This window comes from Flavobacterium limicola (assembly GCF_003634755.1).
Classification (GTDB): Bacteria; Bacteroidota; Bacteroidia; order Flavobacteriales; family Flavobacteriaceae; genus Flavobacterium; species Flavobacterium limicola.
The window spans coordinates 1,089,900-1,107,393 of the sequence record NZ_RBXA01000001.1 but is presented as its reverse complement, the minus strand read 5'-3'; the positions used below and the strand labels follow the sequence as shown (position 1 = coordinate 1,107,393).

Here is a 17,494-nt window from a genome sequence, read left to right as displayed (position 1 = left end):
GTAATACAATATATGAAACCAATTTTAAAATTATACCGAGGATACGCAAATGAACAGGAATTAATCGTCATGGGTCACGTCTTCAAACCAACATCGATGGAAGAGTATAATTTTCAAAAAAAGAATCTAAAAAATGCAACTTCTGTTATTAAAATGTTCCAAATAAAAACGCAGGCAAATGCCGATGTCTATTTGAAACACAACAATTCCAAAATTCATACCAAAACATTAGTGGATGGCTATTTTAAATTTTGCGTCCCATTAGACCAGGACACTAAATACGGCTGGATTGACTATGAAGTAAGCATTGTTTACAAAAATGTCACTATCACTACAAAAGATAGTTACATTCGACCACACAAAGGAAATCTGGGAATCATATCTGACATTGATGATACTTTTTTAGTATCTCACACATTAAATCCATTAAAAAAATTATATGTTTTGTTATTTAAAAACGTAAATAAGAGAAAAATATATGATGATGTTGTAACCCATTATCAAGCTTTAAGTACTGCAGGAAGAGAAAAAAAGGAAGAGCTTAATGCTTTTTTCTATGTTTCCAGCAGCGAATGGAATTTGTATCGTTTCATCACAAAATTTACCGAACTTCATGAGCTGCCAAAAGCGGTGTTACTATTGAAGGACATCAAGACGAGTCTCACTGATTTCTTCATGACCGGCAGAGGAAATCACAATCACAAGTTTGACAAAATAAAACACATTTTAGAATTTTATCCCAACTTAGAATATGTCCTTCTTGGCGATGATTCGCAACATGATCCTTATTTATATGAAGCCATTTGCAAAATTTTTCCCGTCACTGTAAAAGCGGTTTACATCCGTCAGACCGGCGCCACTAAAAAAGAAAAAATAATCACTGTAATGAAAAATTTGGAAACTTTAAACGTTTCTATTTGTTACTTCAAAAATAGCAGTGAAGCAATCGCACACTCAAAATCTATTGGAATTATTGCATAAAAAAAGAGTTCCAAAATGGAACTCTCGTTTTTATAAATTATCTATTTCTTCCTGAACAACTTCCCATTCCAGCAGCAGTTTATCTAACTCTGCTTTTTTCTTATTGTAAGCAGTGAAAAACTTCGCATCTTCAATATGCTTATCATAATTAGAAGCCAACATTTTATCATCTTGCTGTATGTCCTTTTCTAATTGTTTGATTTGGCTTTCTACTTTGCTCAATTTATTTTGCAACGCTTTTCCTTTCTTTTGGTCTTCGTAGGAAGCTTTGTTACTTTCTTTAGGTGCAATTGCTTTTTCAGCATCTTTTTTCTCCACTTCACGCATATTCTCCATATTGCGTTGCTCTAGGAAATAGTTGATGTCGCCTAAATATTCTTTTATTTTTTGGTCTTTAAATTCATACACCAAATTTGACATGCCTTGCAAGAAATCCCTATCGTGCGAAACCAACAATAAAGTTCCCCCAAATTTTTGAAGTGCGGCTTTTAAAACATTCTTGGACTTAATGTCCAAGTGATTCGTAGGCTCATCCATCAACAAAACATTAATAGGCTGCAATAATAATTTACACAGCGCTAAACGGTTTCTTTCGCCTCCAGAAAGGACTTTTACCTTTTTCTCAACATCATCGCCACGAAACAAGAAAGAACCCAGCATATCACGCACTTTCATTCGGTTTGTATCTGCTGCAGCATCTTCCATTGTTTGCAACAAGGTAATTTCACCATCCAGATATTCCGCCTGATTTTGCGCAAAATAACCCAACTGTACATTATGCCCTAATTTGATATTTCCTTTATATTCGAATTCATCAACAATAGCTTTAATGAAAGTCGATTTCCCCTGACCATTTTGTCCAACGAAAGCAATTTTACTTCCACGTTCTACCAAAAGGTTGATATCTTTCAAAATAGTTTTATCACCGTAACTTTTAGTAACATTTTCAGCTTCAATAACTACTCTTCCTGGCTCTTTTGAAACCGGAAAAGTAATATTCATCACTGAGTTATCATCTTCATCAACTTCAATGCGTTCGACTTTATCTAATTTTTTTATTAACGACTGCGCCATAGAAGCTTTAGAAGCTTTGGCACGGAATTTTTCGATTAATTTCTCCGTTTCTTCAATTTTTTTGGCTTGGTTTTTTTGTGTAGCCAATTGCTTTTCGCGAATTTCATGACGCAATTCTAAATATTGAGAATAGGGTTTGTTGAAATCATATGCTTTACCAAGAGAAATTTCAATAGTCCTGTTTGTTACATTATCCAAAAACATTTTATCGTGCGAAACAATCACCACAACTCCTGGATAATTACGAAGAAAACTTTCTAACCAAATGATACTTTCTATATCCAAGTGATTCGTTGGCTCATCCAATAATAAAACATCATTAGCCTGTAATAATAATTTGGCTAATTCGATACGCATTCTCCATCCACCAGAAAAAGTTTCGGTTTGATTATCAAAAACATCTCGTTTAAATCCTAAACCAAGTAAAATTTTCTCTGTATCACCCACATAATTATAACCGCCCAATAATTCAAAACGGTGTGTATAATCAGATAGGTCTTCAATGATTTGACTGTACTCATCACTTTCATAATCCGTTCTTGTAACTAACAAGTGATTAATCTCTTCAAGCTTTTTCTCAACAATTTTTATCTCCGTGAAAGCTTCATAGGCTTCTTCAAGAACTGTTCTTCCTTGTTCAAAATCGATATCCTGACGTAAAAAACCCATTCGAAGATCCTTCTCTTGAGAAATAACACCTGAGTCAGGAGCAAAATCTTTTGCCAACATTTTAAGCATGGTAGATTTCCCCGCTCCATTCTTCCCAACAAGACCCACACGGTCTCCGGCACCCAATCGAAAGGTAACTTCTTCAAATAAATAAGAACCACCAAACGAAACGGATAAATTGTGTATATTAAGCATGTATTGTGATTTTATTCCTTTTCGAATGCGTAAATTTGTAACTCCAAAAAAGGAAAAATTAAATTTTTTGCAAATGTTAAAAAAAGGATCCAAATTATATAGCATTTTAACAGGAACTTGTCCTAAATGTCAGAATGAGAGTATGTATTTGGACAAAAATCCATTGCATTTCAACAAAATATTAAAAATGCATGAAAATTGCAGTCATTGCGGATTAAGATATCAAATTGAACCTTCTTTTTTTTACGGTGCAATGTATGTCAGTTATGGATTAAATGTTGCTATAGGAATTGCAGCTTTTATAATCTCATTTGTCTTTTTTGACTCGAATCTTAAAGTGGCTTTCGTTGCTATAATCGCATCCTTGATACTATCGTTCCCGTTTGTTTTACGCTGGTCCAGAAATATATATATAAATATGTTTGTTTCGTATGACCCAGAGAATAAGCTCAAGTAATATTAATTCTTTTCTTTGGATTTAAATCGTTTAATATCAATTACTGGATCTAAAGGAGTTTGGTTTTCTATATGGTCAAATAATGCTTTTGCCATAGCGGGACCTAACATAACCCCTCTTGTTCCTAAACCATTCAAGATATGTATTGCTTCATAATTTTGATGAGTTCCCACTAAAGGTCTTCTGTCTTTTACAGTTGGCCGTACACCAGCAAAATGCTCTAAAACCTCAAAGTCACAACTTATAATTTCTTTTATCCTTTCTATTAATTCTGTCTTTCCTTCTTCTGTAGGCAATTCCGTTTTGTCTTTCCAGTTATAAGTAGCACCAACTTTGAATAAATCATTCCCAAGAGGCAAAATAAATACGCTGGTATTGACGATTACATCTAAATCTAATTCAGGTGCTCTTATAATAAAAAGCTCTCCTTTGGTGCCGTCTAATGGTAAATGCTTAAAATATGGATTTGCATGCATTCCAAAACCTTCAGCAAAAATAATATGTTTTGCTTTAATGTCTTTATAACAAATGCCATCTGACACAATCTGCAGAGCATCATAATCAAATGATTCTTCTCCAAACAGACTATTTTCTTTAAGGAACTCTTTGTATTTGTTTAATAACAAAGCAGTATCAACATAGCCAGTTTGTAAAACTTCGCCGTATCCGTAAGGTGAATCTATTCCTAAATACTTTTTAGAAATTAATTCAGTGGATAAAAAAGGAGCAAGCGCTGCTTTATCAGAAGCAGCAAACCAATTATTTTGTTCTTCAACAGAGAAAAATTTTCTTAAAATGGGTATTCTAAAATCTACTTTACATTTTAATTTTATTTCCAAAGAAACATACAACTCATTCATTAATTCCAACTGTTCCTGAGCATTCCATACTTCACTAAATCGTTTTAGAATTACCGGATTATACAATCCACCAGCAATTTTAGAGGAATTTTGGAAATTATTATCTAAAACAAAAATGGACTTTTCATTAAACAAAGCCACCTCTGCAAATGAAATACCAGCTAAACCAGAACCTACTATTAAATAATCAATCATTAAAACTCTTTTAAACTATCTACAAAGAAAGCATTTTAAAACAAAAAAACTCTTACCATTACAGCAAGAGTTCCTTATTTTATTAAAATTGAAATTAATAATTCCACATATCTTGTTCGAAATTGCGAATTTTCTCTTTCACTCTTTCTGATTCTAACAACTGATTTTGCGCATTATCTTTCATGTAATCTTCGATAGTTCTGTCACCGTAAACATTTTCTTCTTTGTAAATAACACTGTTGAAACGTCTTGAGTTCAATATTTGGTCAAAAGAAACAGGCATTGCAGAATTCTTATCATTAAAGGCTTTAGCTTCATGTAAAACTTCCCTAGCTGATGGAAAAAATATCCAAAACAATTCGATATAATCTTTTTCATCACTGTTCATCGTATAAACATCAGGCGTAACGGGACAAATCCCTAACAAACGATATTTTAATTCACTTTGACGTTTATCAAAATACCAATATCCCTTTATTTTATATTGTGTAACATCTTGAGCAGTAAGATCCTGTCTCATGATATATTCTTGTGAAACTGATTGCCCTGCGTTAATTTGCTCTCTTCCAGCATCTGTTGTATCAATACGAGAAAGAGATGCTTCAATATCTTTAATAGATTTTTTAGTATTGAAATAACTGTCTGTGTAAACTTCAGTGATTTTACCATTCTTCATTGCTTTTGTCAAAACATCATATAAAGAACGTCTGTCGGAACCAACATTGGCAGTATCAATTGGAAAGTATAACGAAAAATTTATTCTTTCACTCAAATCAATTATCTCCCAAGTAGTTTTACCCATCAAAACATCACGGTCGTGCACATAACCATAAGCCAAAGGTTTATCATTATCAGAAATAAGTTGAGCTGCAGTTTTAAGTCCTATTTGATCTGGACTTTTTGCATTCAGCAAATTTGATTGTGCAAATGAAGCAACACTTCCTAGTAAGGAAACAATAGCTAAAAAAAGATTTCTAACATTCATCATGGTATCATTATATAATATTAAAGCAAGGATCCGATAAACTTACTTATTATTGTATTTCAAAAATTACTGGAGCAGTTCTAGGCAATAAATAACTACCTGCACCTACCAGTTTTGTTTTAATTTCAGAGATAGTAACTTGATCTCCTCTTCCCGCTTTAGAAAGAACCGATTTACATTGTGCATTTAATCTATTTCCTTGAACAACTACTGTAGGCTGCCCAGTTACTTTAAGATTAAACCCAACAACATCTAAACCAACTTGAAAATCAAAATCTACTAATTTAGCACCAATTGTTGCAATTTCTAAATTAGATTTAGGTCCTTTTACCACACCCACTTCTCCTCTAATTGTTCCAGTTGGACCAGGTATTCCTTTTATTCTAAATGCTTTCTTATCTGAAACTTTTGAACCATCGTTAAGAGTAGCTGTAACGTTAATCAACACTTCACTTCCTGAACCAGGACTCATGTTGTATTTACCATTTCCTGCAGAACTTAATCCTGGAGCAGAAACACTTACCTTATCAGCAGAAACTCCTGCAAATGAAATAGTCATAGGATTGACAACACCTCTATACACTACATTCATTTTGTCAGCAGAAATAGTTGCAGAATTCGGTCTCGGCACTACTACATAATTTCCTTGAAATTTAAGAGGTATATTTTTACCATCTTCTAAGAAAGTAAACTGACCATTAATAGTTTGCTCTCCAACATTTCCAGCAGTCATTGCAATAACAGCCTGACCGTTTACAATTTTTCCGGGACCTGAAAACGAAGTAGGCTTAGTATTTTCGTCATATCTTCCCAATACAACTTTTCCAGTTACTTTTTCACCTTGAAAATAAGCACTTTTATCAAGTACTACAATTGCTTGGTAATTACTATATGAGGCAGCAGCTACTGCAGCTTTTCCTAATAAAGTATTATAAACATCTGTTTCTGCTTTTTTAACATCATTCTGCCAAGCAGAAAGTTTTGCTAAAGAAGCTACAGCTGGAAAACCTTTAAAATGATAATCTAAATAATCAACTGCGATACCATCTTTATTTTTAACATCAGCCAAATTAAACTTAGTATCAACTTCAGATAAAATTGGAGATAATTTTTTATTATCACCCAATGCTAACTTCATATCTGATTTATACTTTTCTATTGTAGCAACAACTTCCTTGCCTTTAGCTGAATAACCTGAAGGACTAAACCATAAATGATCTATATTATCACCTTTATCCATTGCCTCATAAGGTAACTTACCCGTTTCCGGATCAACTTCAGTACCTACTAAAACTTCAGATTTTATTTTTCCAATATAATCATAAAAATTTTTAGTTATTACTTCTACTTTGTGCGCAGTAGCTGACGCAGCAGTAAATTCTCCACCTGCTTCAGACGCTTTAGCATCTAAACCAGCTAACATTTGAGTGTTAGATAATTGTGCTGAAGAATTTGCTCCTTCAAATTTTTCATTCATCAATCCAAAAGCAGATAATACTTCTTTGGACATATTTAATGCTAACATAGCGATAAAAACCAAGTACATTAGGTTAATCATCTTCTGTCTAGGGGTTAGTTTTCCTCCTGCCATATTTTCTAATAATTAGTTTATTTGTATTTATAGTTTGAAACTAATTATCCTTTATTATTCATCGCAGAAAGCATACCTCCATAAACATTATTCAAGGAAGCAATATTTGCAGTCATAGATTGCATCTGTTCTTTTAATTTACCAGCATTTTCAGCAATTTCTTTATTTGCTTCAGCATTTCTTGAAGCACTTTCCAGTTGAACTTTATACAAGCTATTCAATGATTCCATTTGTGCCGCAGCCATGGATAATTCTTCACTGTATTTTTTAGTTGCAGAAATAGAATCTACTGTTGGCGAAATATTTTTAGCTGCAGATTCGAAATTTTTAATGCTATTTCCTAAACTTGACATTAATTCACCGTCAATTTTAGCATCTTTTAACATAGCATCTAATTTTTGAGACAACATACCTTGCTCATCTGATTTTGCTACAACTTTGCTTTTCACATCACCTTTAACACCGTTAGCTAATTCAGGGTAAACTAGAGTCCAATCTAATTCATCATCAACTGGTTCGAATGCTGAAAGTGCAAAAATAGCAGCTTCAACCACAAGACCGATTGTAAGCATTAAATTTCCAGTTATAAATCCGAACTCTATGTGTGTGATTTTGAATAATGCTCCAATAATTACAACTGCTGCTCCCATACCATAAGAGAAATTCATTACTTTTTTACTTAACAATGCCATAATAATTTGTTTTTTTTGTTTTATAGATTTGGTTTATTTGTACTATTTATTTTTTTTTCCAGTTCCAGTAGTCTGCAATCCCATGTAATCTTGGACAGTTCTAAAACCAATAAAGCTTCTTGCTGAATCCGCATATTCGAAATCCCTTGTGCTTACCTGTAGGAAATAAGCAACGTCTTTCCAAGAACCTCCACGAACAACTTTACGCTTATTTGAAGCATCAATAACATTTGGATTCATAGACGATACATATTCATATGCGTTTGGATCATATGCAGAATCAGTCCATTCAGAAACATTACCCGCCATGTTATAAAGATTATAACCGTTAGGCTCATACGATTTAGCTTCTACCGTATACAATGCTTCATCAGCAGCATAATCACCTCTATTCGGCTTGAAATTAGCAAGAAAACAACCTCTGTCATTTTTTGTATAAGGACCTCCCCATGGATATGTGGCTGACTCTAAACCTCCTCTTGCAGAATATTCCCATTCGGCTTCTGTAGGTAATCTAAAAGAATTTATTAAATCTTGACCTTTCTTTTTTGATTTAATGTAAGTGTTTTTATTTAATGTTCTCCAAGCACAAAAAGCTTTCGCTTGAGTCCATTTGACACCCACAACTGGATATTCTCCATACGCTTTGTGCCAAAAATAATCATTATGCATAGGCTCATTGTAGGAATAAGCGAAATCTTTAATCCAAACTGTGGTATCAGGATATATTTGAACCTCTTCAGTTTTGATAAAATCTTTTCTTTTACCCACTTTTGCTTTAGCTGCTGCTTGAATGTCCATCCAAGAGTAACGGAACTTCAATTTATCAACATCTATTGTACGCAAACCATTGTAGGATGCTTCTAAAGGCAAATACATTGAATCCATAACTTCAGTATAATACTCATCCGGATACAATTTTGTATCCTTTATTAGCTTTACCTTTTTGTTTAATTTTCTACCTGCATATTGATCATCATCAGTACCTACACTATAGTAGTTGTCATACATGTACTTGTCATACGCGGTCATTTTTTCAGGATCTGCATCATTAAAAGCATAGTCACCAATACTTCCTGCATTTTTTCCTTTTGCATTTTCTCCTCCAGCTTTCAGTCCACTTTCTTCAGCTAATATAGCTAATCGCACTCTCATTGTAGAATCTTTTACCCATTCCACAAATTGACGGTATTCACTGTTTGTTATTTCAGTTTCGTCCATGTAGAAAGATCGAACAGTTACTGTTTTTGTAGGAGCATCATCTACATGAGCCATATCATCATCTGATTTACCCATTATAAACGACCCACCAGGAACCAGAGTCATACCGTAAGGCTTTTCAGGATGCCATTTTCCTCCTTTAACACCAACTAATTCTCCTTTGTCACTTGACTTTCCACAGCCAATTAATAAGGTCAAAATTGCCGTAAATGCAATGAACTTCTTCATATAATTTTTGGATTAACTATTCATTATTTTTAAGTGTGTAAACCTATTTATTATTTTTATAAAAAACAATTTTTTAAACAAAAGAAATTACTTTTTTTTATAAAAACATTAACACAAAAATAAAAAACATTTTAAACAATGTTTTTGCGTTGTGCTTTCCACCATCTCTCAGGCAATTCTTGATTACAAGCCTGCAAGTATTCATCATAAGAACATGGTAATAACGTATTTCTTTTTAATTTATTATTAACATTTGAAACAAATGGAATTTCTATCCACCAGCGATCCGTTTTGTCACTTTTATAAAAAACAAGCTCCTCTTCCTCCAATGGAACAATGTATTTTAAATAATTTTCTTTGCTCCCAAAAGGATACTCATTCGAACGATAATGAAACCCTTCAATAAAATACCAAATCACCTGCGCAATTAGTACCGATTCTTGTATTGAATTATTGTGGTTGAATATCCCAAACGAAGATACTTTATCACTTATTCCCGCATATCGAGACAAAGAACAGATCTCTTTTCCATTAAATCCATTCGGTTGAAATGAAATAAAATTTCCAGAATCAGACGATTTCAAAGAATTCAAATCAACACTTACCAAATCAGCATCCCTAAAAACTGGCTCTGAAATAGCAATATTATTAGAAACTTCTCCTAATCTATATCCATCAAAGAATAATTTTTCTATCAAATCTATTTCTTCCTGAGAATTAAAATAAGTTTGATACCCTATGTTACAATAGTTAAAAAGATTATTAGGCTCGTCTATAATTATTTTTGTCAAATAAGAAGTTGCAGAAACTGCTTCATCTTCTTTTCCGAAATCAAATTTATTATCAATAGAAACCAAGTTGACCATTTGTTCCAAATCATCGTAAGCTCTGTAAAGCGCATACGTTATATCCTGAGAACCTCCTATAACTATTGGCGTGATTTTTTTCTTAATCAAACTTGCCACCACTTTTTTTACTGCAAAATAAGTGTCCGTAACCGAATTCCCTGCAGCAATATCACCTAAATCCGCAATAGAAGCGTCCCAGTTTCCCGGAAACAATCCATACAACTCTTTTCTGAACGGTATTAAATCAACATCCGACACCGCTTTTTTATCTCCTCGATTTTCTAAAACGCCTATTACTGCAATTTTAATCTTGTTTAAATCAGGAAATTGCTCGTTAGTGTGCAAAACTATTTTACTTCCTAGTTGCTGCGAAGTCAATCCGTTTATGAACTCCTGGATTTCATCATCGACGGGTTTCAGAAAATCAAATTCCATTTTTTACTTTTTTGCTACTGGTTTCTTAACTGCTAGTTTCTTTGCAGGTGCTTTTTTAGCAGCTACTTTTTTGGCCGGCGTTTTCTTGGCAATCATTTCCTGAACTTCTGCCAATGTCAATTTAGTAGCATCAACATCTTTGCTTAATTCAATTTTGATTTTCCCTTTAGTAATAACCGAGCGTCCCCAACGGGCTTTTTCGACTAGAATCCCTTCGTCCTCCCAATTATGTAAAACCTTATCAATATTCTTTTGTAATTTATCTTCGATCAACGCTTCAATATCTGCTTGAGACAAATTATCAAAATTATATTTCTTACTTACATTGATAAACAACCCGTCCCATTTGATGAAAGGACCAAAACGACCTGTTCCTTTTTGCACGCCTTCGCCTTTATAAACGGCAATTGGAGCATCGGCTATTGCTTTTTCATCAATTAATTCCTGCGCTCTTTCAAAATCTACATCTAACGGGTTTTCTCCTTTTGGCAAGGAAACAAAAGCCGCACCATGACGAATATAAGGACCGTAACGACCATTACTTACTTCAACTTCTTCTCCTTTATATTCACCTAAATTTTTTGGCAATAAAAATAAATTCAATGTTTCTTCTAGAGTGATGTTTCCAATGTTTTGATCGTTCATCAAACTCGCAAACTTTTTATCCTCATCATCTGCAGCTCCAATTTGAGCCATTGGTCCAAATTTTCCTAAACGAACCGAAACCGGTTTTCCTGTTTTAGGATCTGTTCCCAAAATTCTTTCTCCGCTTTCTCTTTCTGCATTGGCTTCGACATCTTTCACCGTTGGGTGAAATTTATCGTAGAACTCCTGCATCATTTTTGTCCAAACGATATTTCCTTCAGCAATTTCATCGAAATCCTGTTCCACTTTTGCAGTGAAATTATAATCTAAAATGTTTCCAAAATTCTTAACTAAGAAATCCGTAACAATCGTTCCAATATCTGTAGGAACTAATTTCCCTTTATCAGAACCTGTATTTTCTTTCAACAACTTCTCTCCTACTTTTCCGGATTGTAATGTCAATTGCGTATAATTACGTTCTTGTCCATCAAGATTTCCTTTCTCGACATAATTTCTGTTGATGATTGTAGAAATCGTTGGCGCATAAGTAGAAGGACGACCTATTCCCAATTCTTCTAATTTTTTTACCAAAGAAGCTTCCGTATATCGTGCAGGCGGCCTAGAATACCTTTCGGTTGCTGAGATATAATTGTTTTGTAATTTTTCATTGACTTTCATGGCTGGCAACATTCCTTCTTGCTCTTCTTCATCGTCATCATGACCTTCCAAGTACACTTTCAGAAAACCTTCAAAAAGCAACACTTCTCCAGATGCCGTGAATATTTCACCGTGATTGTTTGCTTCAATTTTTACGTTAGTACGTTCTAATTGTGCATCACTCATTTGAGAAGCCAACGTTCTTTTCCAAATCAAATCATACAAACGCGCTTGGTCTCTGTCGATATCAACCGTATGACGCGACATATCCGTAGGACGAATCGCCTCGTGTGCTTCCTGTGCACCTTTACTTTTATTGACAAATGTTCGTGGTTTGGAGAACTCTTTTCCGTAAGATTTGATAATTTCAGCCTGAGCAGCTTCCATAGCATCTTTGGATAGGTTCACACTATCCGTTCTCATATACGTAATAAGTCCGGCTTCGTACAAACGTTGTGCAAGTTGCATGGTAATTCCAACAGGCAAATACAATTTACGAGCGGCTTCTTGTTGCAAAGTTGAAGTCGTAAATGGACCCGTTGGTGATTTTTTAGTAGGTTTCGTTTCTAAATCGGCTACCTTATATGTAGAACCTATATTTTTATTTAAAAAATCTTCGGCTTCTTTTTTAGTATTGAAATTTTTAGGCAGTTTGGCTTTGAATGTTTTCCCTGATTCATTAGTAAATTCAGCGACAACAGAATATGTTGCAACAGCTTTGAAATTTTGAATTTCTCTTTCACGTTCCACAATCAAACGAACAGAAACTGATTGTACACGACCGGCAGAAAGTCCTCCTTTTATTTTTCTCCAAAGTACAGGAGACAATTCATATCCAACCAATCGATCTAATACACGACGTGCTTGTTGTGCATTAACTAAATTATAATCAATTTCACGTGGATTATCAATTGCTTTTAGAATCGCAGTTTTAGTAATTTCGTGAAATACAATTCGTTTTGTTTTGCTTTTGTCTAATTTTAATTCTTCGGCTAAATGCCAAGAAATAGCCTCACCCTCGCGATCCTCATCACTTGCTAACCAAACCATTTCAGCTTTTTTAGCTAGTCCTTTTAATTTAGTAACCAACGCTTTTTTATCAGCAGAAACTTCATATTTAGGTTTGAAACCATTTTCCACATCTACTCCAATTTCTTTGGATGGTAAGTCGGCAATATGTCCGTAACTGGACTCTACCTGAAAATCACTCCCTAAAAATTTTTCGATTGTTTTTGCCTTTGCAGGTGATTCCACTATAACTAAATTCTTTGCCATATTCCGATTGTTTATGTCGGCAAAAGTATATGATTTTTTTAAATTTTAAGTTTTTTAAATTTTAAAAGTCAATTTAATCGTTCAATGGCGGGTTTTAACATATTTAAATTCAGTAAATTTTGAATCAATTTATCCGTTACTTCGAACGCCTTAAAATAGTGTTAATTCTTAATCTGACATCTTGTCATATTTATTTGAATTGCGTTATCTTTGCACTTTGAAAACATAGGATGGAAAAGATTATTGAAGAAAGCAAACAAGGTGAGAGTCTTGTTTTAGAAAATAAACCCGAGAACACAAAAAAGCTATTTATAGAAAGTTACGGTTGCGCGATGAATTTTTCGGACAGCGAAATTGTAGCTTCCATATTATCTGGAAACGGATATAATACGACGCAAGTGCTGGAAGAAGCCGATTTAGTTTTGGTTAATACTTGTTCCATTCGGGACAAGGCTGAGCAAACCATTCGTAAACGTTTGGAGAAATACAATGCGGTGAAACGAATTAATCCAAAGATGAAAGTTGGAGTTTTGGGTTGCATGGCCGAACGTCTAAAAAGTCAATTCCTAGAAGAAGAAAAAATCGTTGATCTTGTTGTGGGTCCTGATGCCTATAAAGATTTACCAAACCTTTTGCAAGAAGTCGAAGAAGGTCGCGATGCGATTAACGTGATTTTGTCGAAAGACGAAACCTATGGTGATATTTCACCGGTTCGATTGATGAGCAACGGAATTACAGCTTTGGTTTCTATCACGCGTGGTTGTGATAATATGTGTACGTTTTGCGTGGTACCTTTTACCCGCGGACGCGAACGCAGCCGTGAACCACAAAGTATCATGACCGAAATTCAGGATTTATGGGACAAAGGGTTTAAAGAAATTACGCTTTTGGGACAAAACGTGGATAGTTTCCTTTGGTACGGCGGCGGATTGAAAAAAGATTTTGAGAATGCTACCGAAATGCAAAAAGCTACTGCTGTTGACTTTGACCAATTATTAGAAATGGTGGCTGTTGGCTTTCCTAAAATGAGAATCCGATTTTCGACATCAAATCCGCAAGACATGCACGAAAGTATTTTACATGTGATTGCAAAACATCCTAATATTTGCAAACACATTCACTTGCCAGTGCAGTCCGGAAGCAATAGAATCCTAAGAGAGATGAATCGTTTGCATACGCGTGAAGAATACATGACTTTGATTGATAAAATCAGAACCATTATTCCGAACAGCTCCATTTCGCAGGATATGATTGCTGGTTTCCCTACAGAAACCGAAGAAGATCATCAAGACACAATGAGCTTGATGGAATATGTGAAATATAATTTTGGTTATATGTACTCCTATTCCGAACGTCCGGGAACATTGGCAGGAAGAAAAATGGAAGACGACGTTCCAGAAGAAACAAAAGCACGAAGATTACAGGAAATTGTCGATTTACAACAAAAACACGCTTGGTTCCGCTCTGAGGAATTCATTGGACAAACTGTAGAAGTTTTGGTTGAGAAAGTTTCCAAAAAATCGACAGAAGAATTTTCAGGAAGAAATTCACAAAGTATTACCGTGGTTTTTCCAAAAGAAAATTACAAGATTGGAGATTTTGTGAATGTGAGAATCACTTCTTGCACAAGCGGAACTTTGAAAGGTGAAGCAGTTGGGTTGAGTGAGATGAATTAAAAAAAAGTTTGTTTCAGGTTTCAGGTTTAAAGTTGTCTCGATAACTTTAAACCTGAAACAAAGAAAACTTTAAACAAAAATAATATGGAATCAGTTCAAGCTATAAAACAACGTTTTGAGATTATCGGGAATGACCCGAAGCTTAATCGTGCGATAGAAAAAGCCATACAGGTTGCTCCTACTGATATCACGGTATTAGTAGCGGGAGAAAGCGGAGTTGGAAAAGAGAATATTCCTAGAATTATCCATTCGCTTTCGCATAGAAAACATGGAAAATACATTGCCGTAAACTGTGGAGCCATTCCAGAAGGAACTATTGACAGTGAACTTTTTGGACATGAAAAAGGTGCTTTTACCGGAGCCACAGGAACTCGTGAGGGTTATTTTGAAGTCGCTGATGGCGGAACTATCTTTCTGGATGAAGTTGGTGAATTGCCTCTTACTACTCAAGTGCGTTTATTACGTGTTCTCGAAAATGGTGAATTCATAAAAGTAGGTTCTTCGCAAGTACAGAAAACAGACGTACGAATTGTGGCAGCTACCAATGTGAATTTATTTGATGCTATCGAAAAAGGGAAATTCAGAGAGGATTTATATTATCGTTTAAGTACGGTAGATATTACTTTACCACCTTTACGCGATCGAAAAGACGACATTCATTTGTTGTTCCGGAAATTCGTTGCTGATTTTGCCCATAAATATAAAATGCCTCCTTTGAAACTAGACGAAAATGCTATTCAATTGTTGCAGAAATTTCGTTGGAGCGGAAACATTCGACAATTGCGAAATGTTGCCGAGCAAATCTCCGTTTTAGAAACTAATCGGGATATATCAGCAGTGACGTTACAATCTTATTTACCAGTTCAGGGAAGCAATTTACCCTCTGTTATAAAAGATAAAAAAAGCGAAAGTGATTTCAGTACCGAAAGGGAAATTTTGTACAAAGTCCTTTTTGACATGAAAAGTGATTTGAATGATTTGAAAAAATTAACACTGGAACTGATTCAAAGCGGAAGTTCAAAAGTGCAAGAGACGAATCAGCATTTGATAAAAAAAATATACGGTTCAAAAGAAAATGACAGTGAAATAGATTTTGAAGAAGAACCTAGAGCTTCCTTAATAGCGTCTCAAAACAATGAGGATTTATACCAGGAACATGATGATAATTATCTTTTTGCAGAAACCGTTGAGGAAGAGGAAACTTTACGTTTAGAACAAAAAGAAATTGAAATGATTAAAAAATCATTAGAAAAAAATAAAGGAAAACGAAAAGCTGCCGCAGACGAATTAGGTATTTCGGAACGGACTTTATATAGAAAAATAAAGCAATTTGATTTGTAGTTTTTCTTTCGAGACCTAAATATCTTTGATTGAAAATGAATATATTTGAACCTGACTTTAGCAAATTAGCGAGGCAATTTTTAAAATAAAAAATGAAACACATTAAACTTATTCTTTTTTCAATACTAATATTGAGCATCAATAGTTGCTCGGTTTATAACTTTACAGGAACCGGTAAAATTGACGCCGAAACATTTCAAGTGGGCTTTTTTCAGAATAATGCGGAGTTAATCGAACCCGGAATTGATCGTACATTTACATTAGAACTTCAAGATTTGATTCAGAACCAAACTAATCTAAACTTAGTTAAAAACGGTGCTGATTTGTCATACGAAGGAGAAATTGTGGATTACAGAATAAGTCCAATGACAGCAACTGCAGATCAGCGAGCTGCTCAAAACCGTCTGACAATTCGTGTGAATGTTCGTTTTACCAATAAGAAAAAAGAAGCGGATGATTTCGAAAAACCATTTACTTTTTTCTACGATTATCCTGCAGAACAACAATTAACAGGCGCAACTTTGAATAGTGCTTTGAAAGATATTTTTGAAAGAATAACACAAGATATTTTCAACGAGTCATTAGCTAAATGGTAAATGAAGTGTTGATTCGGTAATTTGTTGATTCGGTTAATCGGAGAACAAATAAACGAATAACCAAATAAACGAATAACCTTTATGAATGTAACCGATTATACTTATTTGATTAACAAACCAGATGCTATCCATGAAAAGCAAACGGAAGCTTTGGAAAAAGTACTCTTTGAGTTTCCTTATTTTCAAAGCGCCAGAGCGATTCAGTTAAAAGGACTTTACAATCAAAATAGTTTTAAATACAATGCGGCTTTAAAAATAACAGCAGCATATTCAAGGGACAGATCGGTTTTATTTGATTTCATTACATCGGACACTTTTACTTCTATTCATCAAAGTCTGTACGATAGAAAAGCACTCGAAATTTTAGACATACAAGTAATCGATAGTGAGATTATTATTGCTGAAGAAAAGTTTGAACTTAAAACAAACACATTAGAACAATCGATTCTAACTTCTATAAAAGAAGCCTCTCCAATTGAAAAAGAGGACAATTCAATAACAGTTGAAGAAAAACTAGCTATTGGAACACCGTTAGATTTCTCCAAAAAGGAACAACATTCCTTCCAAGAATGGCTACAGCTTTCGCGTACCGAACCTATCATAAGAGAAAATGAGCAACCAAGAAATGAGCCTACTCCTATTATAGATGCCGACAAAAGAAAAAAAATAGAACTTATTGATAAATTTATTGAAACGAGTCCGAAGATTTCTCCAGTAAAACATGGCGTACCTTCTACCGTTAGTTTCGACCTAAATGCAGCGGACAATTCTTCGTTGATGACAGAGACTTTAGCCCGCGTTTATTTGGAACAAAAAAAATATCAAAAAGCGATTCAAGCTTATGAAATATTAATTTTGAAATATCCAGAAAAAAGTAGTTTCTTTGCAGACCGCATAACGGATATTAAGATTTTACAACATAATAATAATTAA

At 34.3% G+C, this 17,494-nt stretch carries 14 protein-coding genes; 6 read left to right on the top strand and 8 right to left on the bottom strand.

All coding sequences use genetic code 11. The annotated features are described in order from the left end of the window. Positions 1-12 precede the first annotated feature (12 nt). A complete protein-coding gene (locus tag BC952_RS04940; RefSeq protein ID WP_121364489.1) occupies positions 13-981 on the top strand; it encodes an App1 family protein in 969 nt (322 codons plus the stop codon). Positions 982-1,011: 30 nt separating this feature from the next. Here the strand turns inward: BC952_RS04940 and BC952_RS04935 are convergent, their stop codons facing one another. Continuing rightward, positions 1,012-2,919, bottom strand: a complete 1,908-nt coding sequence (locus tag BC952_RS04935; protein WP_121364957.1) for an ABC transporter ATP-binding protein — start codon at positions 2,917-2,919, stop codon at positions 1,012-1,014. Positions 2,920-2,992: 73 nt separating this feature from the next. Between BC952_RS04935 and BC952_RS04930 the strand changes: the two genes are divergently transcribed. Next, complete coding sequence (locus BC952_RS04930) at positions 2,993-3,376, top strand: DUF983 domain-containing protein (RefSeq protein ID WP_121364488.1); 384 nt, start codon at positions 2,993-2,995, stop codon at positions 3,374-3,376. 2 nt (positions 3,377-3,378) lie between these two features. On the opposite strand, the gene BC952_RS04925 is transcribed toward BC952_RS04930, so the two are convergent. The 7 genes from BC952_RS04925 to topA form a co-directional block, all read right to left on the bottom strand. Further along, positions 3,379-4,431, bottom strand: a complete 1,053-nt coding sequence (locus tag BC952_RS04925; protein ID WP_121364487.1) for an NAD(P)/FAD-dependent oxidoreductase — start codon at positions 4,429-4,431, stop codon at positions 3,379-3,381. A gap of 94 nt (positions 4,432-4,525) precedes the next feature. After that, a complete protein-coding gene (gene porN / locus BC952_RS04920; protein ID WP_091166514.1) occupies positions 4,526-5,416 on the bottom strand; it encodes a type IX secretion system ring subunit PorN/GldN in 891 nt (296 codons plus the stop codon). A 49-nt stretch (positions 5,417-5,465) separates the two neighbouring features. Further along, entirely contained in the window at positions 5,466-7,007 is a 1,542-nt protein-coding gene (gene porM, locus BC952_RS04915) for a type IX secretion system motor protein PorM/GldM (RefSeq protein WP_121364486.1), read from the bottom strand. Between the two features lie 44 nt (positions 7,008-7,051). After that, on the bottom strand, positions 7,052-7,699 hold the full coding sequence (gene porL, locus BC952_RS04910) for a type IX secretion system motor protein PorL/GldL (protein WP_121364485.1): 648 nt from the start codon (positions 7,697-7,699) through the stop codon (positions 7,052-7,054). 42 nt (positions 7,700-7,741) lie between these two features. Next, a complete protein-coding gene (gene porK / locus BC952_RS04905; RefSeq protein WP_091165173.1) occupies positions 7,742-9,148 on the bottom strand; it encodes a T9SS ring complex lipoprotein PorK/GldK in 1,407 nt (468 codons plus the stop codon). 131 nt (positions 9,149-9,279) lie between these two features. Continuing rightward, on the bottom strand, positions 9,280-10,431 hold the full coding sequence (locus BC952_RS04900; RefSeq protein ID WP_121364484.1) for a formimidoylglutamase: 1,152 nt from the start codon (positions 10,429-10,431) through the stop codon (positions 9,280-9,282). A gap of 3 nt (positions 10,432-10,434) precedes the next feature. Beyond that, entirely contained in the window at positions 10,435-12,948 is a 2,514-nt protein-coding gene (gene topA, locus BC952_RS04895; protein WP_121364483.1) for a type I DNA topoisomerase, read from the bottom strand. 230 nt (positions 12,949-13,178) lie between these two features. Here topA and miaB point away from each other — a divergent pair, with 230 nt between their 5' ends. The 4 genes from miaB (at position 13,179) to BC952_RS04875 (ending at position 17,494) form a co-directional block, all read left to right on the top strand. Further along, the gene (miaB, locus tag BC952_RS04890; protein WP_121364482.1) at positions 13,179-14,624 is read left to right on the top strand and encodes a tRNA (N6-isopentenyl adenosine(37)-C2)-methylthiotransferase MiaB; all 1,446 of its coding nucleotides are present in this window, start codon (positions 13,179-13,181) and stop codon (positions 14,622-14,624) included. 84 nt (positions 14,625-14,708) lie between these two features. Next, a complete protein-coding gene (locus tag BC952_RS04885) occupies positions 14,709-15,965 on the top strand; it encodes a sigma-54 interaction domain-containing protein (protein ID WP_121364481.1) in 1,257 nt (418 codons plus the stop codon). Between the two features lie 92 nt (positions 15,966-16,057). Further along, positions 16,058-16,561: an LptE family protein gene (locus BC952_RS04880; protein ID WP_121364480.1), complete on the top strand. Its 504-nt coding sequence runs from the start codon at positions 16,058-16,060 to the stop codon at positions 16,559-16,561. Between the two features lie 81 nt (positions 16,562-16,642). After that, the gene (locus BC952_RS04875; protein ID WP_121364479.1) at positions 16,643-17,494 is read left to right on the top strand and encodes a tetratricopeptide repeat protein; all 852 of its coding nucleotides are present in this window, start codon (positions 16,643-16,645) and stop codon (positions 17,492-17,494) included.